General features: G+C 37.4%; 17 protein-coding genes, 1 tRNA gene and 1 pseudogene. 8 read left to right on the top strand and 11 right to left on the bottom strand.

The features are described from left to right. Complete coding sequence (locus ACFIKU_RS01240; protein WP_273790923.1) at positions 1 to 351, bottom strand: TrbC/VirB2 family protein; 351 nt, start codon at positions 349 to 351, stop codon at positions 1 to 3. 157 nt (positions 352 to 508) lie between these two features. Between ACFIKU_RS01240 and ACFIKU_RS01235 the strand changes: the two genes are divergently transcribed. The 3 genes from ACFIKU_RS01235 to ACFIKU_RS01225 all read left to right on the top strand — a co-directional run bounded on the left by ACFIKU_RS01235 (position 509) and on the right by ACFIKU_RS01225 (position 2,795). Then, positions 509 to 1,252 carry a nuclease gene (locus ACFIKU_RS01235; RefSeq protein WP_375656446.1) on the top strand — a complete coding sequence of 248 codons (744 nt, stop codon included), beginning with the start codon at positions 509 to 511 and terminating at the stop codon, positions 1,250 to 1,252. Positions 1,253 to 1,787: 535 nt separating this feature from the next. Beyond that, positions 1,788 to 2,582, top strand: coding sequence for a helix-turn-helix domain-containing protein (locus tag ACFIKU_RS01230; RefSeq protein WP_375656445.1), 795 nt, complete (start codon positions 1,788 to 1,790; stop codon positions 2,580 to 2,582). 36 nt (positions 2,583 to 2,618) lie between these two features. Continuing rightward, positions 2,619 to 2,795 carry a hypothetical protein gene (locus ACFIKU_RS01225; protein ID WP_375641682.1) on the top strand — a complete coding sequence of 59 codons (177 nt, stop codon included), beginning with the start codon at positions 2,619 to 2,621 and terminating at the stop codon, positions 2,793 to 2,795. 129 nt (positions 2,796 to 2,924) lie between these two features. Here the strand turns inward: ACFIKU_RS01225 and ACFIKU_RS01220 are convergent, their stop codons facing one another. Both ACFIKU_RS01220 and ACFIKU_RS01215 read right to left on the bottom strand, forming a co-directional pair. After that, complete coding sequence (locus ACFIKU_RS01220; RefSeq protein ID WP_375656444.1) at positions 2,925 to 3,368, bottom strand: hypothetical protein; 444 nt, start codon at positions 3,366 to 3,368, stop codon at positions 2,925 to 2,927. A gap of 3 nt (positions 3,369 to 3,371) precedes the next feature. Further along, positions 3,372 to 3,698: a YqjD family protein gene (locus ACFIKU_RS01215; RefSeq protein ID WP_273723721.1), complete on the bottom strand. Its 327-nt coding sequence runs from the start codon at positions 3,696 to 3,698 to the stop codon at positions 3,372 to 3,374. A gap of 992 nt (positions 3,699 to 4,690) precedes the next feature. On the opposite strand from ACFIKU_RS01215, the gene ACFIKU_RS01210 reads away from it, so the two are divergent. Together ACFIKU_RS01210 and ACFIKU_RS01205 are read left to right on the top strand one after the other, a co-directional pair. Further along, positions 4,691 to 5,575: a MotA/TolQ/ExbB proton channel family protein gene (locus ACFIKU_RS01210; protein ID WP_375656443.1), complete on the top strand. Its 885-nt coding sequence runs from the start codon at positions 4,691 to 4,693 to the stop codon at positions 5,573 to 5,575. Continuing rightward, complete coding sequence (locus ACFIKU_RS01205; RefSeq protein WP_273790918.1) at positions 5,572 to 6,165, top strand: biopolymer transporter ExbD; 594 nt, start codon at positions 5,572 to 5,574, stop codon at positions 6,163 to 6,165. The genes ACFIKU_RS01210 and ACFIKU_RS01205 overlap by 4 nt, the downstream gene beginning before the upstream one ends. Positions 6,166 to 7,020: 855 nt before the next feature. On the opposite strand, the pseudogene dut (ACFIKU_RS01200) reads toward ACFIKU_RS01205, so the two are convergent. From dut (ACFIKU_RS01200) to ACFIKU_RS01190, 3 genes and pseudogenes are all read right to left on the bottom strand, one after another. After that, positions 7,021 to 7,592: pseudogene (dut, locus tag ACFIKU_RS01200) on the bottom strand (dUTP diphosphatase). 85 nt (positions 7,593 to 7,677) lie between these two features. Then, positions 7,678 to 8,208: a dUTP diphosphatase gene (dut, locus tag ACFIKU_RS01195; protein ID WP_375656442.1), complete on the bottom strand. Its 531-nt coding sequence runs from the start codon at positions 8,206 to 8,208 to the stop codon at positions 7,678 to 7,680. A gap of 259 nt (positions 8,209 to 8,467) precedes the next feature. Further along, positions 8,468 to 9,277 (bottom strand): VIT1/CCC1 transporter family protein, encoded by an 810-nt coding sequence (locus ACFIKU_RS01190; RefSeq protein WP_375656441.1) that lies wholly within the window; start codon positions 9,275 to 9,277, stop codon positions 8,468 to 8,470. Positions 9,278 to 10,631: 1,354 nt separating this feature from the next. On the opposite strand from ACFIKU_RS01190, the gene ACFIKU_RS01185 reads away from it, so the two are divergent. Continuing rightward, positions 10,632 to 11,273: a hypothetical protein gene (locus tag ACFIKU_RS01185; protein WP_375641688.1), complete on the top strand. Its 642-nt coding sequence runs from the start codon at positions 10,632 to 10,634 to the stop codon at positions 11,271 to 11,273. 784 nt (positions 11,274 to 12,057) lie between these two features. Here the strand turns inward: ACFIKU_RS01185 and ACFIKU_RS01180 are convergent. The 5 genes from ACFIKU_RS01180 to ACFIKU_RS01160 form a co-directional block, all read right to left on the bottom strand. Further along, the gene (locus tag ACFIKU_RS01180) at positions 12,058 to 12,426 is read right to left on the bottom strand and encodes a hypothetical protein (protein WP_375641689.1); all 369 of its coding nucleotides are present in this window, start codon (positions 12,424 to 12,426) and stop codon (positions 12,058 to 12,060) included. 452 nt (positions 12,427 to 12,878) lie between these two features. After that, the gene (locus ACFIKU_RS01175; RefSeq protein ID WP_375641690.1) at positions 12,879 to 13,013 is read right to left on the bottom strand and encodes a hypothetical protein; all 135 of its coding nucleotides are present in this window, start codon (positions 13,011 to 13,013) and stop codon (positions 12,879 to 12,881) included. Positions 13,014 to 14,126: 1,113 nt separating this feature from the next. Beyond that, on the bottom strand, positions 14,127 to 14,651 hold the full coding sequence (locus ACFIKU_RS01170; protein WP_375641691.1) for a type II toxin-antitoxin system PemK/MazF family toxin: 525 nt from the start codon (positions 14,649 to 14,651) through the stop codon (positions 14,127 to 14,129). Between the two features lie 309 nt (positions 14,652 to 14,960). Beyond that, on the bottom strand, positions 14,961 to 15,533 hold the full coding sequence (locus ACFIKU_RS01165) for a disulfide bond formation protein B (RefSeq protein WP_375641692.1): 573 nt from the start codon (positions 15,531 to 15,533) through the stop codon (positions 14,961 to 14,963). Between the two features lie 12 nt (positions 15,534 to 15,545). Beyond that, complete coding sequence (locus ACFIKU_RS01160) at positions 15,546 to 16,151, bottom strand: YqaA family protein (RefSeq protein WP_375656440.1); 606 nt, start codon at positions 16,149 to 16,151, stop codon at positions 15,546 to 15,548. Positions 16,152 to 16,373: 222 nt separating this feature from the next. Between ACFIKU_RS01160 and ACFIKU_RS01155 the strand changes: the two genes are divergently transcribed. Both ACFIKU_RS01155 and ACFIKU_RS01150 read left to right on the top strand, forming a co-directional pair. Beyond that, positions 16,374 to 16,458, top strand: a tRNA-Leu gene (locus ACFIKU_RS01155). A 490-nt stretch (positions 16,459 to 16,948) separates the two neighbouring features. After that, entirely contained in the window at positions 16,949 to 17,497 is a 549-nt protein-coding gene (locus tag ACFIKU_RS01150) for an IS607 family transposase (RefSeq protein WP_375641694.1), read from the top strand. The last annotated feature ends 112 nt before the right edge of the window (positions 17,498 to 17,609 follow it).

The following is a 17,609-nucleotide window of genomic DNA, read 5'->3' as shown; positions in this document are numbered from 1 at the left end:
TTAATGGGAAAACATTGATACAATTTGCGATGCACCCATAACAATGCCGATGCCAACACAAACAAAAAATGCTTTACGCATTTCAACATAACCAGCAATCCAGGCAAGCCCAATACCAGCAACCGCAATGGTTGCAATTGATGTTGCAATTTTTCCTGTTAAAGCTTCAATGATTTTATCAAGAGCAGTTTCAATTTTTCCGAAGCCGCCATCTGCAAATGCTGGTTCACTCAGTGCCATGAAGGCAATAAACAGCATCAATGCTGCTGTTAACCATTTCTTTTGGGTGTTAGATAGAATAGTTTTTTGTAAGGTATGTTCACAACTGAACGAATTATTCATGTTTTTCATGAAAATTTCCCCGCTTTATGTTTAAGTTGTTTAAAAATTAATATTCAAAATATTATTCGGGAATCATATAAATGAAAAAAATAATTTTTTCTATCGATAAATTAATACTATTTAATCTTTTCTTAATTATTAAACAAAAAATATAGTAATATTCAAAATGATACTTTTAAAACAGCTTAGAGCAGCGCCTAAATATATTGTCTTAATTTGTATTATTATTTTTGGATACTTTTATTTAAGTAAAAATAATGAACAACTTACTCAAACTTCTCCTTTAAAAGGATCAGAAAAAACAATAGAAAATTCCGTTCAAAATCCAAAGTCACAATTGATAGATTATGCAAACCAACAAGACGCAAACCAACAAAATGTGGTATTGCATTCAGAACCACTCGCATCACAATTTTATGAAGAAAATGTGCCGGTTTATTCCGGTGCTATACAGGTCACAAGTGGTGTGACCTTTAAAATGATCACACCCGTGGATGATGGATGGAGAAAAAAGATTGTCCGTGATATCCGCTTATATGGTGTGGAAAGCTGTGAAATGAGGCAATTTGCTTCACGCAATGGCGTTAAGTGGCCGTGCGGGGCTTTTGTTACTGCTTGGCTTGTTTCAAAAACAATCGATAAAAAGGTTACTTGTCGGCAAGCACGTGTCATTCAACAGGTTCATTATGCACAATGTTTTGTGGATGGGGTTGATCTGGCACGTTTGGGGCTTGCTGAAGGGTTGATGGTGTTGACAAAAGATCAGCATCACTTTCCCTCACCAGCAGACTATAAAACCCTACAATCGGCTGCTCAAAAAGCACAAAATGGCTTGTGGTCGAGCAAATTTCAACGACCAGAAGATTGGCGAAGAGATCACGGGAGCTATAATCCCATTGACCATAATTAATATTGACCATTATTGATAAAGCGTCCTCTTAAGCGCTATTTAAAAATCAAGATAATATTCTACTGCGGGCTTTATCAGGGAAAAGTTAACCACAAGCCACATAGGGCTTGGTGGACAACTCTCTTCATGGAAAATTGTTGTGTTTAAAGTTTGCTGTTGGTCAGTGCAATAGGAGAGCGCGTTTCGTTTCCTATACGTCATTTCGCTTTACTGTTGTGATAAGTTGTATTGCCACAAAAAACAGTTGTTTGAAATCTTTAGCATATTGAATTTTTTTTAATATAGCTTTGACCTTGACACGCTTTTTTCGAGCTATGAGTCGTTTCAAATAGAGGGAAATATAATGGCAAAAAAATAAAAACCCAACTGCGTTAACAGAAGGGTTTCTAAAATGTCCGTACTACATATACGGTAAATTAAAACAATAAAGTAATTTCCAATTTAATTTATCGTGATGCATTCTGCAAGAGAAATTTTGTGGAAAAGGGATATTTTTAACATTTTTTTTGCCTCCAATAGAGAGGTTTTAAAAATTATGGTTAAAAAAACATCTGGAAGAAAGATAAATGCACATCATATAGAATTTAGAAAATTAGCAGAAACTGCTGAGATTGGTTCTGTAAGCCGTGGTCAATTGATTGGATTGGCTAGAAAATTAGAGAGAGCCGGTTTGATTAAAGAGACAGAAGGTAAACTTCTCTTGGCTTTATTGAATACAGCTTCGACATCTTCATTTGAAAAAGGTGGAGTTCCTATCGTTTTTAAAAGTAATTACTGTCTTGGTAATGAAATTTGCCGTAGTGAATCACGCGTTAGTATATTGCTTTCAAGTCTTTATGATTGTGGTTTTGTTGTCATGCGGGATTCTGGTAACTTTAAACGCTATTCAGTTCGAAGCCGTAGTCATGGAATTATAACAGCTTGCGGTATTGATTTACGTATGCTTGTTGCTCGATACCATGAACTTACCCAAAAAGTTGATGAAGTCCTAGAGTTTCAGAACAAACAAAAGGATGCTTTGCATTGTTTTCAGGGCTTGGTGCGGCAAATTAAAGCTTCTTACGCAGCAATTGAATCTACACCATTTACATTATTGCTTTTTTCTAGAATGCAAAAAATCATTCATATTATTGGACGACCGGCGAAAGCTTCGGTGGAAAAATTGCGTAAAGCAATAGGTCTTTTTGAGTGGATTTTAGAAAGATTTTTAAAGCAAAAAACATCAAAAACAAGATACACGTATCTTGCTGGCAAGATACACAAAGAACATACAACCCCTAACTATAATAGTCATTGTAACAAAAACGAGTGTTCAGATAACTCTGAATAAATTCAAATCGATGATGTGACCTTTGGTCATGAAAAAATGGCTTATGAAAATATAGGGAAAGGCAAAAACGAACTATCCTTATCTTTAAAAAACAATAAATGGCTTCAAATCAAACCAGAACTTTTAATGCAAGCATTGCCTCATGTTGCTATGTTTATGAAACATGGGTTGTGCAATCTGAAAGAGATTGTAGCGGTTCTATGGAATTTTTAACCAAAATGAAGGGGATTTCTTTTCAGGCTTTTGAAGAAGCTAAAGAGACTATGAGGAAAAAAATGTGCTTTCTTTTGTTATAAAAGAAAGCACACTGAGGGGGAATTTAGAGTGACAGTTTTACATATTTTACTTTGAAAAGCGGTCTTTTTTATCTTTTTTCCACAAAAAATAAGTTGCAAGTCCGAGAATGGGAACACCCAATTTGGCAAAAGGGAGATGTTGACTGAGAGCTGCAAGGCTGGAAACGGTCGCATCTGTCATGAGTTTGTGGCGTTGTTCTTCTGTCTTTTTTTGTTGGTCATAGCGTTGATAAGCCTTGAAAACCCGACTGATAATAAGACCTAATCCTGCAAGAGAAAGACAAATTAAAAACATGATACTAGCGGCGGCAAGAGGCTTCATAACAGAACATAACGCAATAAAACCGATGGTACATAAAAAAAGCAAAGACATGAAAAATGAAATGCCAATAAACCCATAGCAAATTGCTTGAAGGCGTACTTGTTTGACTGTGCTTTTAAGCCCTCCACCGACAAGATGGTTTAAAAGAGGAGCGATAAACTTATGCATTGCTTAACGACGCAGTAATTGAGAAAGAATAAAACCAACCCCTGCGGCAAACAAAACGCTTTTGCCAGGATTTTTGCGAACGCATTGATTCATGGTTTTTTCAAGATCACTGATTTTTTCTTTTGCTTGAGACATCATGTCTTCACCACTTTCTTTCGCTGAGTGATATAGTTTTTCTGCTTTGTCTTTGGCGGCGTTAAATTTGTTTGCACCAAGGTCTGTCAGAGTTGAGGTAATCCCTGAAACTTCAGTGCGTAACTTTTCTAATTGTCCTTGTAGGTCTTTTTCTACGGCTGTTTTATCGTGCTGTGTTGTTTTATTATGGGCCATGATATTTTTCCCTCTTGATTCATTATATTTGTATTGGTGTGTTCATAGTGATCATTTGCATTGGAGTGAAAATTTTCACTGCTTGAGTAACGCCAAAAGTTTTTTTTGGTTCCTTTCATTTTGTCGAATTTAAAATTGTTTTTGATAAAATAAATCTCGCCTATACAATATGCTCTGTTCGTAAAGGATCACATCGGTTGAAAATTGTCTTATGCTTTTGCAGGAATTTAGCACCATTCTTCAGTTTCTCATGGCGCAGTTTTTTTATAAAAGTTTTTTTAAAGAGTGTTGAGGCTTATTTTTTAGGCTTGTGACAGATAAAAAACATGGTTATTGTGATTTTGCGGCAGAAGTAATGTCATTTTTATGCTTTTGCAGAAGAAAAAGAAAATAATATTGCTGTTCTTTGTTCTCTATGTATTTGGGGGCAACACGCGCTCTCCCATTATACTTTATACTTTTGGTCAGTTTAAGATGCTAAAAATGTAAAGTATATTTTTATTTTCGGATAGAAGGTATTTTAGTGCACTGGTTGTTAGAGAAGTGCATATCCTTTTCTCTAAGAATTTTATGATATTTTTGCTGCTTATTCCATGAAAGAAATTATTTTGTTGGATTTAAAAGAGCAGCTGAAATGAAAGAAGCTTTGCGATATAAGGGATTTATTCAACAGGAACGATGATAAATTATTCTTATAAATTAAAATATTATATGCGATATTTCTTGTAAGTTTATCATTTTGCCTAATTTATGCAATAAATTGATTGGGTAAGATAAACTTGTTGAATTGTTAGAGAAAAATTTCCTGAGTGATTTCTTTAGAATAAGAGAGAGCTTGTGGGATAAAACTATACTTGATTTATCAAGTTTTCTTTCTTAAGAGAAATGCGAAAGTGACGTTAAAAGGGTAGTGGCATTGTGGAACAGTGATGCTATGCGGGGTGACGATCCAGCTCATAAAAAAGATAAGAGCACAAGAATGTGAGATAAAAATGGAATCTGAAACAGTCCCTTTAGATAATATGTCTTCTGTATTGACAGTGCATGATTTTTCTCCTCTTTCTATGTTTATGGCTGCTGATTGGGTGGTGAAAGCCGTTATCATTATTTTGTTACTTGCTTCACTTATGTCTTGGACAATTGCTTTTGTGAAAATTGTTGAGATCACTTTAGCAAAACGAAGAGTACGTCATGAACTTCAATTGGTTCTTAATGCTCAGACTCTTACGCGTTTGGCAGCTAGCTTGAAAGAAAGTAAAGGGGCTGGAGTGTTTTTTCTCAAAGAAGTTCTGAAAGAGGTTTATCTTTCTGCACAACAGGTTCATTTTTCTGCTCCTGAAGGGATAAACGAAAGCTCTGGTGAAAAAACCAGTGCAGGGGAAAGTGCACAAACGATTGAAGATATTCTCTTTTATGAGGAGAGCAATCAATATGAAGATGTTTCCCGCGATGTTCGCGATGCTAAGGCTCGCGATGTTCATGAAGGTTTAAAAGAAAGGGTTCATTCGCTTTTGTCACGCTGCTTGTTGGCTGCTACACGCCGTGTTGCATGTGGAAGCGCTGTTCTTGCAACCATTGGTGCAATTGCTCCTTTTGTTGGTCTTTTTGCAACTGTTTGGGGAATTATGAACTCTTTTATTGGGATTGCTCAGTCTCAGACAACGCGACTTGATGTGGTGGCGCCTGGGATTGCTGAAGCCTTATTCGCAACGGCTATGGGGCTTTTTGTAGCTATTCCTGCCGTTGTTATGTATAATAGCCTTATGCGTGCTTTGAGTGGCTATCGTAATGATTTAGGCGATATCGCTGCGGCTCTTGAAAGGCTCTTGAGCCGTGAACTTGATAGACAAAGACAACAGAAAAGTCGTAAAAAATGAACGCAAGCCTTAATAATGATTGGGATACAGATGAGAGTGGGTTGCAAAGTGAAATCAATGTGACTCCTTTTATCGATGTTGTATTGGTGTTGCTTATTGTTTTTATGGTTGCTGCACCTTTAGCAACATCTGTCATTCCCGTTCAGCTTCCTTCGATAACTCAAGTACCTTCAGTGGTTCAGTCTGATGAACCTCTTTATGTTACGTTGCAAAAAGATCGTTCTCTTTACATTGGTGATCATCTTGTAGAACAAGCCGCTTTAAAAGACGCTTTGTTAAGAGAAACTATGCAAAATTTAGAGACAAAAATTTTAATCAAAGCGGATAGCGAAATTGATTATGGTACTGTCATCGATTTATTAAATCAAATACGCATGGCTGGATATAATAAAATCGGTCTTGTAGGATTGCAAAACGCTACCACTCTTTCCTCAAGAGGTGAGCTCAATAATAAAACAACAGGGGTAGCGGATGCTGCTGTCAATGGAGTGGCTGGTAGCGCGGGTGGTAACGTTGTGGGGCATGTGGATGCCGTAACAACGGGCACTGCGGTAAACGCTAATATTCCAGCTGATGCCTCTGACCAGTGATAAAAAACAGCCTTTGTTGCAGGAAGCACAGTATATTACTTAAGTCGTAGAGTGAAATTGATGAGAGTTTTCTCGTGGGTTTATTAAACCAAATACGCATGGGTTTGATATTACGCAGGGGATTGATCTATTAAATCGGTTTTGTAGGATTAAGCTCTACTAATCTTGCCTCAAGAGGTGCGATCAAGAAAAACAGCAAGGGTGATTGTTGTGTGTCTTAGGGTATCTTAAAGCCCTTTTTGCGACGGTGTTCAGAAGAGTACACACTCTCCATAAATGGTATGACAGTAAAGCCCTCGTAAAATAATAAAAAATCTATTGAACTTCACTATCTTTACGCTTAACAAAAGAGCAAGCGAGCACCATTATCGTATTTATACTTTTTCCCAATGTTGTGACAGTGCTATTCATTATAGGCATTTTTCCAGTTTTTATCTACATGCTAGCCACGTTTGGAACGTGAGAGACATGCTTTTGATTAATTTAATATAAATAGATTTGCAATGAAACAATCTTACAGTATTGAGATCTCTCATTTAAGTTGCAAGACAATTAATTATTATTATACATCAATAAGATATACAGATTGTCGATATTACAAGCGGTGTGTGAGCTTTCAATGGTTAATGCCAATGTTTTTGTTATGGGGAAGGGGGGGTATCGGGTGATAATGAAGTTTTGTATAACGCAAGAAACGTAATTGAGAGATGATTATTTAGAGGGGCGTTTAGTGAAAGAGCTTTGAAAGCAAATGCGCATTCCTTCTGCACTTTAAAAGCCCAAGGGGTTTTAAGTGAAAGAGTGGTTAGAATACGTGTGTGTTATATTTTAAGGGTAGCGATTTTTCAGAGCTTCTTAAGTGTGACCCGTTGAACCAAAACCTCCTGTTCCACGGCTCTCGTTATGGCTTTGGGTATTTTGCTCTGGTTCAATGGCGCAAACATTGACTTGGGATACGGGGGCGATGACTGTTTGGGCAATGCGCATTCCCTGTTTAAATGGAAAAGTCTTCTTGTCCTAAATTGATAAGAAGGACTTTAACTTCACTTACGGATAGTCACACTCAATCGTTCCTGGAGTGTTGAGGCATGTGATGCCCGTGTTTTAAGGCTAAGCTAGAGCGTGGATGGATGCGTGCTTCAAACCCAAGAGATAAATGAAAAAAGAGACCTGTTGGAATAAGTGCCTGCTGCCTAGGGGCAGCGGTGAGCGTTTCTTCTTTGCCAATTGTTGCTTGTAAATCCAAGACCCGCAGAACCAGCTGTCGCGTAGCAAGGAAGTTCTAAACCTTCTCCGTGTGCAAGACGCTGAACAAATAAAGTCTGGGCATGTGAAGATTGAGAAGAGACAGGAGAAGAGTAAGGATGATTATTTAGAGGGGCGTTTAGTGAAAGAACTTTGAAAGCAAATGCGCATTCCTTCTGCACTTTAAAAGCCCAAGGGGTTTTAAGTGAAAGAGTGGTTAGAATACGTGTGTGTTATATTTTAAGGGTAGCGATTTTTCAGAGCTTCTTAAGTGTGACCCGTTGAACCAAAACCTCCTGTTCCACGGCTCTCGTTATGGCTTTGGGTATTTTGCTCTGGTTCAATGGCGCAAACATTAACTTGAGATACAGGGGCGATGACTGTTTGGGCAATGCGCATTCCCCGTTGGATGGAAAAGTCTTCTTGTCCTAAATTGATAAGAAGGACTTTAACTTCACCACGGTAGTCACTATCAATCGTTCCTGGAGTGTTGAGGCATGTGATGCCATGTTTTAAGGCTAAGCCAGAGCGTGGACGTATTTGTGCTTCAAACCCAAGAGATAAATGGAAAATGAGACCTGTTGGAATAAGTGCCCGCTGCCCAGGGGCAAGAACAAGCGTTTCTTCTTCTCCAATAGCTGCCCGTAGATCAAGACCCGCAGAACCAGCTGTCGCGTAGCAAGGAAGTTCTAAACCTTCTCCGTGTGCAAGACGCTGAACAAATAAAGTCTGGGCATGTGAAGATTGCGAAGAGACGGGATGATTGTTGAGAGGGCTGTTTGTTTCAGTGTGCGACATGATCGAGACATTTCCAAAATATGAGGTCTAGAAGAAAATGACACTTTAACAAAAGATATCCATAAAACCAAGTCGATAAAGGTTTGTGGATATAGGTTGTCCCCAGAGCTTGGTTATCATCTCTTACTGACTTAAAATATTCCACAACACCATTTAACATCATCAATGGCATTTTTCAATAATGGCATCAGCAATGATGGCTTATGCCTAGGGGCATGCGCTTATTTGAGATCTAAATTATGTTTACAGATAAGATTTTTTAGATACTACCGATAAGAATACCCGTGGCAAAAACCAGAGCACCACCAATGATGACCTGTAAAGAAGCGCGCCAAAAGGGAGTTGACATGAATTTGTTTTGGATCCAGACGATGGCGCCTAGTTCGAAAAAAACAATGATAAAAGCAATAATTGTTGCTACATAAAAAGAGTTGATCAAATAGGGAAGAGTATGGCCTAGTCCTCCTAATGTTGTCATAATGCCGCTGGCAAGACCTCTTTTTAACGGCGAACCACGCCCTGATAATTTGCCGTCATCGTGGGCTGCTTCTGTGAAACCCATTGAAAGTCCGGCACCAATTGAAGCTGAGAGCCCTATCAAAAAAGTTTGGTGCGTGTCTCCCGTGGCAAAAGCTGCTGCAAAAATGGGGGCAAGGGTAGAGACAGAGCCATCCATTAACCCTGCAAGACCTGGTTGAATCCAAGTCAAAAGTGTTTGTCTTTGTGTTTTCGAAGGTTTTTTTATGGTGTGGTTTACCGCTGTTGTTTTTTGGGATGAATGGCTGCTCTTGCTTTTCACAAGAGAAGTTTTGTCACATAATGAACCGATAGTGTTTGCACGATTATGGCAAGAAAGACACAAAAGTTGCTTATAATTTTTAAGCTCTTGAAGCCCCATGGCGGTAAAAACCGCGGCTTCCTTAGAGGAATAAGGTTCTAGAGCTTTTGCATATTTTAAATAGAGCGCCGCATGTTGCTCTTTTATTTTGAGCGCTTGAAGTATCATCGTTTGTGCTGAACGAAAGGACAGAGCTTTACGTTGTACAAATGAAAAAAACAATTTCAACATTTTCTGTTCCTTTGCACTTTAGAATAATTCTAAAACATAAGAAAAATAAATCAAAAGTCAATCTAAAAGTTAAAAACTGACAAATTGCAAAAAGGTTGCACTGAGAAAAAAGGTGCTGGGAAGTCAAGAAAGCAAAGGAGATTTATCAAGTGGAGTCGACAGGGGCGCATGAAAGAAATAATTGCGTGAAAAAATTTAAGAGACAATATGCTTTATTTTGCTAAAGGGACGTTCCAATGAAGTATTTCAATGTATTGATGCTCGAGAATGTAGGGAAAGGAATAAGCTAGCACCATCATTCATTTTATGCGTTCAAAAGACTAATAACAGCTCTTGGAATTTGAAATGATTCTTTAAAGGAGACCTTTTTCAAGAGACAAAAGCCCATTTCGCGAGGGAACTCCGTGAAGAGTATAGAAGGGTAAAGCGGCAAAATTTCCATGAAATAATATAAACTCCATTGAGTCTTCTTAATCTTTACGATTCATACAAGATATTGATTTATAATGATAATCTAGCGTTATTCATATTGAATTAGACCCCCGAATAACGTAGGATTCTTTCATTTCAAATCTCTCCCATGTTGAATCAATTAAAATCACTTGCTTGCACATCACAAGCGGGGCTGACGTGTGGGTAAACACTGTATAAGAAAGGCGTAAAAATGGTCCTTATGAATCGTCTTAAGCGCCAAGGGCTGTCGCAACACCCACGAGCTGGCAAATAGTGTGATAATGTATAATGATGATGCCGGCTTGTTACTTCATAAAAGAGCAAGCCGGCATCATCATACACCTTAGCTCTCAGTGTTGTGACAGTCTTTAGCACGGTTTATTATAGGCATGGCATTTTATTGTACAGTTTTACGCCACTTGATCCCACTTGTGGAGGTGTAAGACAGTATTCTTATGATATTTACGCGCATTTAGCGTTGTTACAGCTTTTGCATTTAGGTAGATTTGTTAGCGTGTAACGAATTATCTTTTGTGCTGTAATTGCAGGGGCAGGTTTAAGGGTGGGAGTGCATAAATGAGAAGAGATATCATCATATCAAATTGTTTGAGATTACGCATAAAAATTTACCCTTTATGAAGGGGTATTTATTGCCTTGTAACTTGCCTGATATCTTGCATGAAAGCCCAAAATTCAGTAGGATTCTCTCACTTCAAAACTTCTTATATTGAAACAATTCAAATCATTTTCTTGTGGATCACAAGGAGGGGTGTGGGTGCTGTGTTTTTATTTAAAGTATGGGATGAGTTGAAATGTGAGAGGTGCGTAATCTCTACGCGTTAACAAACGTTTTTAATGTTTTTAAAAAAGAATTAAGTTGTGCAGAAAAAAGAGGAACTCTATGGAAAATAGTGATGGTTTGAAATTATGGCAACTTTCTGAAAAACTCACAATACTGCAGGCAGCGCTTTTAGTAGTTGGATTAAATCCAGGAAAATATTTGTTTGTCAACAAATTAGAACCAGAAAAAGGTGATATTTACGAAAGTAACCGTCGCGTATCATCAGAGAAAACTGCTCATTTCCGTGCAGCCTATCATGCTATCGTTCAAGCAGGAAAAAGCAATCGATTAAAGATAGAATGGTCGTACTATAATTTTTTGGATTTTATAGATGCAGATTCCTCATATGTTCTCGTTGAAGATTTAAAAGAATGGCTTTTATTGCGTGGCCTGCGCCCTTCCTTTTTTTTCCCTGAGGATGATGCTGCTGAGACTAAGAACCAAAAATATGCGTTTCAAGATCCAACGCATCCACGTTATGCTCCAAAGCTTGCTGCTATTGTTGCGGCATGGGAAGCGGTGAGTGAGGCTGAGGGTGGTAAAACTGTTAAAGGAACGCTTATAAAGTGGCTTAGTGAAAATGCCGTTCAGTACAAGTTGGTGGATGATCATAATTTACCAAGAGAGAAGCTCATTGAAGAATTAGCGGCTGTTGCGAATTGGGAACCTACCGGAGGGGCGCCTAAGACACCTGCCAATTAATTTTATCAAACGATAAAATTATAAAAAGATCACTAAAATTATGCTGCTTTTTTTGATAATTTTGAAGATAATCTCTTTTTCTGGGGGAGATTTTTACTTTTCTTCCCTAGATTATAAGTAATTGTTTTTCAATAAAAATAATTTTTGTCGTGTTTCAATGGCTGTTCAGACGGGGGAAAATAGACGTTGTTGGGCAGTAAAATTTACCCTGTAGTTTTCGTAACTTACCTCTCTATTTTTGTTTGATTTTTTTGGGCATTTTTAAAATCCGTTATCAATTTAAGGAGTGCAACATGATTAAAGTTAATCTTTTTTTTACTATGCGTAAAAGTGTGAAAATTTTTCGGGGAAATGTACGGATATTTGGCAATGTGTTGCGGATGAGGTGGTACATAAATCGTTTAGAATAGGCGTATTATCGTGTTGGTTAAAGTTTGAATGATTGCTGTTATTCAAATAGTCGAAGTTGAGCGTTGTTACAGCTTTTGCATTTAGGTGGATTTTTTAGCATGTAACGAATTATCTTTTGTGCTGTAATTGCAGGGGCAGGTTTAAGGGTAGGAGTGCATAAATGAGAGAGATATTATCATATCAAACAGTGTTCAATTTATCGCATTGCATTGTTATGAATATAGCTGATCAAATTTTATTTATCATGTAGAGTGGGAAAAATTAACAGTATTAATTGAATATAAAAAAACATAAACTGTAATCTGAATTACAGTTTATGTTATTAAGTATTAAATAAACTCACTGTTTAAATAGCATTTAAGCGAAATGTTGTTTAAATGAACATCCACGCACTGTCCACAAAAGCATGGAATGCTTTCTCACTCGGTGTACGAGAGGGGGTCGGCTTTTTAGAAAACAAATATGAAAAATACGCAATAAGACCCCAAACTGCTGGTGCAAGTCCCATAAAAATTCCTACCTTTATAATACCTTTTTTAACACCTTGTTCAGTGCTTTGTGTTGAAATATAATCCATAATCATATCAATAGCTTTAACAGCTTTATTTTCTTTTGACACTGTAGAAGCAAAACTAGAACCTTGAGAATGACTATTCAAATAATAAGCATTAGCTTCCAAAACCTGTGAAAAGAAAAAGGCTATTGTAACAATATATAACGCGATTTTTTGAAATATTTTCATTATAATGATCCCAATTTAAAAGATTTAATCAAAAAAGTTTTTTCATTATACTCTCTAAACAAAACAAAAAAGCATCGTGGTACCCCGTGATGCGCAATTTCATTATGTGTCTAATGTATTGTTAATACAAAGTGTCTAATTACACGTTTCGTATTATAGTTAGATAATTTCCATAGGTGATTGATTCTGTCAACTTTTCAAGTTTGGTTTTTAACTTAAATTATAAGCTGTAATTTTTTTGTTAATTATCGAAGATAATCTCTTTTTCTGGGGGAGATTTTTACTTTTCTCCATAGATTATAAGTAGTTGTTTTTCAATGAAAATAATTTTTATAGTGTTCCAATGACTGTTCAGATGGGGGAAAATAGACATTTTGGGGAAGTAAAATTTACCCTGTAGTTTTCGTAACTTACCTCTCTTTTTTTACGGTGCGTGGAAGTGCAAAAAATTCTCAAGTAAGTGCACCGATAAATACACCGATATTGGAGCAGCCTGTTGCTGATGAGGTGGTGCGTAAATCGTTTAGAGTAGGTGTATTATCGTGTTGGTTAAAATTTGAACTTATTGTTGTTATGGAAAAGGTCAAAACTGGACGCCATAGGCTCTCTCCATAAAGAAATCTTGTCATTTATGAGCGAGTGAAGATTTCTCTTGAAAAATTTGCACAATAGTAAAACTAGTTAGCAAACCCCGTTCTGTGGCGCAACAAAAAGGATGTCATAAATATGCTCTAATCATGCCCCGTGCGTGGCGAAAGTCTATGGCGTAGTTGCTGTAGATTTTTGCTCCGTGTGTGATGATCAATACTCTTGTTTATCTCTTGTCAAAGCAAGTGCCAATGAAAGTGATGGATATCTATTACTCCATTGTGATGTTTGGTTGTTCATGTTTAGAAACGACAAGTGTATTGAATGCGATAGGGCTGATAGAGGGGAGAACGCATCCTGTAAAAATAGGTGTGTTTTAAAATAAAACTGATAAACGGAATTATTTTTTTATCTACCTTTTATATGGTAAGAAAAAAGGCATTCAAAGTGCAAGCATAAGAAATTCAGCAGTAAATCCCAAAATAACATAGATCGTTTTTCGGAGAAGAGGAAGAAAAGTCTATCTGCAAAAGCTATGTTAAGTCGTGTGACTGGTGAAATAATGTGGTTAGGGTAATAAACAATTGTTATTGGTGAAGAGATAGAAATCGGTTGGGTGTTGATTTCTGGTTTATTAGAGAATTTTCCTTGTTATCTCGTAAAATACGATTGTTTGAGCTGTGGTCATATAAAGCGAAGCTTTTTTTAATCTTGTAAAGATATTCCCATTGCGGTAAATCATATAAAGTTTAAGAAACGGCAGCACGATTTTTTGTGCAATGAAATGATAAGTATGTACAACATCTCGGTAATCTCCATGGGAAACTTTACCGGATCCAAGGTGTGGATATTGTCTTCTGCTTACCCAAAATCGCAGATATTTCAAAACTCCAACGGTGGAGAATGAATGTTGACTCCAACGGTGGAGAATGAATGTTGGATATGTTCTAGGGAAGGTTGCAAAAAATGGCTAAAAAGTTCTCAAAAAAGATACCGAAAATGACGAAAGGAGCGGTTGCCCACTCCTTCGTTCCTATCTCCCCTTTCGGGGAAGCGGCCACCATTACTGATGCCGTGTATGATGGTATATATACGCTTATTTTTCTCAAAAGTCAATGGTGTAAATGCGGTAAATGTTTGAGCATCAGAGCTACAACTTTATGAAAATCTTCGCTGGATAATCTTGGAACGGTACGTGAGCAACTTAAACGACTTACAGAAACTGTTGTGACATAATTGCAGATAATCCATGCTTTTTTATTCTCTATGGGAGATTGTATTGGATACGCAGCGGGATTATTGGGTTGTGATTTCGTTGAAAAAGGTAAAACTGTCACATTTCCATATAATTTTGCATTCTTAGAAAGCACTAAAACAGGCCGCTTTTTCCAAAATTCAGGGAGTATCGAATCATGAGGAAAATCGCACCAAAAAACTTGCCTGATGCGTGGTGCCGATTTGATTCGTGGTTTTATATGAGGTGGTTTTTGGTAAGGAGCATTTAAATCTCTTTCTTTTATATGCTCGCGCCATGCATTATGATCATGTTCCATCATAACACATGGTTCTTCAAGTTTGGTTATATCTAAGGAAATAGGTGATAGGGTAGAAGGCGCAGTGTTCTTATCTTCAGCCATAGCAGACCATTTATATTTATCGGTCCCCTCACTTATTATTTTACGGCTTTTCTATCACGAGTTTTTATCAAAATGTTGTTCATAAGTACAGAGAGGTGAAACTATAAAATGGATATATCTGCTTATTTTTGTCTTTTGAGTACAACGTGAGAGGAGGGATGTTGGTGATAGGTGAGTTGTTGGTGACTAGTTGGTGTTGGTGGGTTGGTTTGTCCGGTGGGTGGTTTTGGGGTGGTGATTGGAGGGGCGTTGGTTAGGGGGAAGCGATTGGAGAGAACGAGTGGACGCGGTTTCGTTTCTATTTTATGGTTAGAGTTTTTTATTGCTTGAAAGGAGCCCTTTTGAGGCAACATAAAAACTGATAAGCATATAAAATAGGCTTGAGACAACATTCCAACCGGCAAATGAAAGAAAAAGAAAGCGTGCGGATGCTTCAGAACAAGAAGGGGGATGAATGTTGTTTAATTGGTTAAGAAGCTGGTTAATGTCTGAGGTTTTTCTGACTGCGCTTAAACCACAACTGAGGGGAGCAGCCCAAAAGCCATATTCAACACCCGCATGATAAACAGCTAAAACAAGGCTGATGCACATTAAGATAAAAACACATAAAAATAAAAGTTGTATCCAAGAAGTCATGCGAAAAAAACATGCTCCAAAACCTGCTAAAAGCAAAAAGGGTATAGCACCATAATAGGGAAAGCGCTCTATGAGACATAAATCGCAAGGAAGATACCCTCCAAAATGTTCAAAACCAAGAGCAAGACCTATTGTAGCGGACAAGCAAAAAGCAAGAAAAAAAGCCCATAAACTTTGCTCTTTTCTGCTGGGTTCAAGATAAAGGTGCTTGTGTAAAAGTGGGTGAGAAGACAAAACGCATGCCATTAAGTCTGTTCCTTATAAAAGCTTTTTGTTTAAAAAAGCTATGAAAATCCCATAAATTAAAAGGAGGCTAACACAACCAATGAGAACAATCCATTTGAAATGCTGTACTAGAAAATTCATTGCTTTTTGTCCAAAATGTTTAATCAGCCACGCGAGAAGATAAAAACGAGCGCCTCTAGAAAAAATACAAATAAGAATGAAAAGTTCAAGACGTACACTCATTACACCGGCCAAAATTGTGACAATCTTGATGGGGGGAAGATGAAAAAAACCTGATGTTATCAGTAAAACGATTAGAAATTGCAGGGTTGCACTATTTTTCAGAGATTCAAAACTTTCAACCTTGCCATAAAGTTCTAAAATTGGTTTGGCAAGGGTATCATAGGCAAAATGTCCGATAAACCAACCAGTAATGCCTCCTAATACAGAACAGATCGTCGCAATCAAAGCATAGCGATAAACGCGCTTTTGATGGATAAGCAGCATCGGAATATATAAAACATCTATGGGAATTGGAAAAACAGAACTTTCAATAAAAGCAATGAAACCAAGCCAGTGTGGTGCTGTACGCCGATTTGCTAAAGAAATCGTCCAAAGCTTTAATTTGTTTAATATCATGAGGCTTTTTATAAATTTAAGAGGTAAAGACTTTACAAATGAGATTGCTATAAATCCGGTAGAGAAATCCAATAAAGAAAATATTCCATAAAACAGATAAGAAAATGATATGAATTCTTAAAAAATAAGAAGTCTTCTGTTGACGAATCTGTGCTTCTTCATATAGTGCAAAGAGATAGTCGACAAGTCTGTCTTTTATAGTCCTGTCTTTTATAGCAATGTGCGGGTGTGGTGGAACTGGTAGACGCGCCAGACTCAAAATCTGGTTCCGAGAGGAGTGTCGGTTCGAGTCCGACCACCCGCACCAGTTCATAAATATTTTTCTTTATTCTGTTATGGCGCATCGCTTTGATTTATAAAACATGGTTTTTATAAACAGTGTTCAATGTTTTGCATGTTGAATAAAAAACCTCGAATATCTTAGGATTCTCTCATTTTAAGTCTGCTTATTTTAAGCCTGTTTATAGTAAATTAACCAAAATCATGTCGCTTGTACATTACAAGCTAGATACGCTATTGTGGCATGAAATTTTACAGAAAATGAATAAAAATGCCACTTAATGAACCGTTTCAAGGGCATCATTGGGGGTAAAGTGTATGATGGTTGGTGCTAGCTTGCACTTTTATCTTGCACTTTTATGAAGCGTAAAGATGGTGCTTTATAGATTTTTATATTCTTGTGGGTGCTGTCGCAAAATGGGCTTTGACATCTTACTTGTAATCTATTTATATCTTTGTAATCATATGCATTATGGATAGATTTGTTGGGATAGGTAAGGCCGCTCAAGTTTTGGGTTTTGGGTGTTTCGATTAGCACTTTGCGCCGTTGGGAAGGTGAAGGAAAAATTATTTCTGAGTATACGGCAGGAGGACACCGCCGTTATGACCTATCTAGGCTTAGATCTGATCTTTTTCATTCGAGAGAACTGTCACAAAGAAAAACCATTGCTTATGTGCGTGTATCAAGCCATGATCAAAAAGACAATTTAGAGCGACAAAAACAGGTTCTCGAGCTTTATTGCGCAAGCCAAGGTTGGGCTTATGAACTCATCTCTGATTTAGGGGCGGGGATGAATTATCGTAAAAAAGGTCTTAAACGTTTATTGGATGCTCTCATTAAAAATGAAATAGGTTGTTTGGTGATTACGCATAAAGATCGTTTATTGCGCTTTGGTGCGGAATTGGTCTTCGCCATTTGTGAAGCCAAACAAGTTGAGGTTGTCATTCTCAATCAGGCGGAAGAAAGCAGTTTTGAAGAGGATTTAGCCAAAGATGTTTTAGAAATTATTACTGTCTTCAGTGCTCGTTTTTATGGAAGTCGTTTGAGAAAAAATCAAAGGTTATGAGAGAATGTTTGTCAAGCTGTAGAGGCATCGCAATGATTGTTGCTCACAAAATAGCTCTAGACTTAAACAATAAATAACGAAGCTACATGGGCGTGAGCCAGTGGTTGCGCGC

The organism is Bartonella sp. CM120XJJH, from assembly GCF_042194715.1.
Lineage (GTDB): Bacteria > Pseudomonadota > Alphaproteobacteria > Rhizobiales > Rhizobiaceae > Bartonella.
Note: the sequence above shows the minus strand (reverse complement) of the source record. Positions and strands in the feature narration are given on the sequence as shown.

What these genes read in the sequence shown, in the direction of transcription:
- ACFIKU_RS01160 (WP_375656440.1), bottom strand. Translation starts at nt 16,151, where the DNA reads ATGATATTAAACAAATTAAAGCTTTGGACGATTTCTTTAGCAAATCGG.
- ACFIKU_RS01205 (WP_273790918.1), top strand. Translation starts at nt 5,572, where the DNA reads ATGAACGCAAGCCTTAATAATGATTGGGATACAGATGAGAGTGGGTTG.
- ACFIKU_RS01235 (WP_375656446.1), top strand. Translation starts at nt 509, where the DNA reads ATGATACTTTTAAAACAGCTTAGAGCAGCGCCTAAATATATTGTCTTA.
- dut (WP_375656442.1), bottom strand. Translation starts at nt 8,208, where the DNA reads ATGTCGCACACTGAAACAAACAGCCCTCTCAACAATCATCCCGTCTCT.
- ACFIKU_RS01210 (WP_375656443.1), top strand. Translation starts at nt 4,691, where the DNA reads ATGGAATCTGAAACAGTCCCTTTAGATAATATGTCTTCTGTATTGACA.
- ACFIKU_RS01190 (WP_375656441.1), bottom strand. Translation starts at nt 9,277, where the DNA reads ATGTTGAAATTGTTTTTTTCATTTGTACAACGTAAAGCTCTGTCCTTT.
- ACFIKU_RS01220 (WP_375656444.1), bottom strand. Translation starts at nt 3,368, where the DNA reads ATGCATAAGTTTATCGCTCCTCTTTTAAACCATCTTGTCGGTGGAGGG.
- ACFIKU_RS01215 (WP_273723721.1), bottom strand. Translation starts at nt 3,698, where the DNA reads ATGGCCCATAATAAAACAACACAGCACGATAAAACAGCCGTAGAAAAA.
- ACFIKU_RS01165 (WP_375641692.1), bottom strand. Translation starts at nt 15,533, where the DNA reads ATGGCATGCGTTTTGTCTTCTCACCCACTTTTACACAAGCACCTTTAT.
- ACFIKU_RS01180 (WP_375641689.1), bottom strand. Translation starts at nt 12,426, where the DNA reads ATGAAAATATTTCAAAAAATCGCGTTATATATTGTTACAATAGCCTTT.
- ACFIKU_RS01225 (WP_375641682.1), top strand. Translation starts at nt 2,619, where the DNA reads ATGGCTTATGAAAATATAGGGAAAGGCAAAAACGAACTATCCTTATCT.
- ACFIKU_RS01170 (WP_375641691.1), bottom strand. Translation starts at nt 14,651, where the DNA reads ATGGCTGAAGATAAGAACACTGCGCCTTCTACCCTATCACCTATTTCC.
- ACFIKU_RS01240 (WP_273790923.1), bottom strand. Translation starts at nt 351, where the DNA reads ATGAAAAACATGAATAATTCGTTCAGTTGTGAACATACCTTACAAAAA.
- ACFIKU_RS01185 (WP_375641688.1), top strand. Translation starts at nt 10,632, where the DNA reads ATGGAAAATAGTGATGGTTTGAAATTATGGCAACTTTCTGAAAAACTC.
- ACFIKU_RS01230 (WP_375656445.1), top strand. Translation starts at nt 1,788, where the DNA reads ATGGTTAAAAAAACATCTGGAAGAAAGATAAATGCACATCATATAGAA.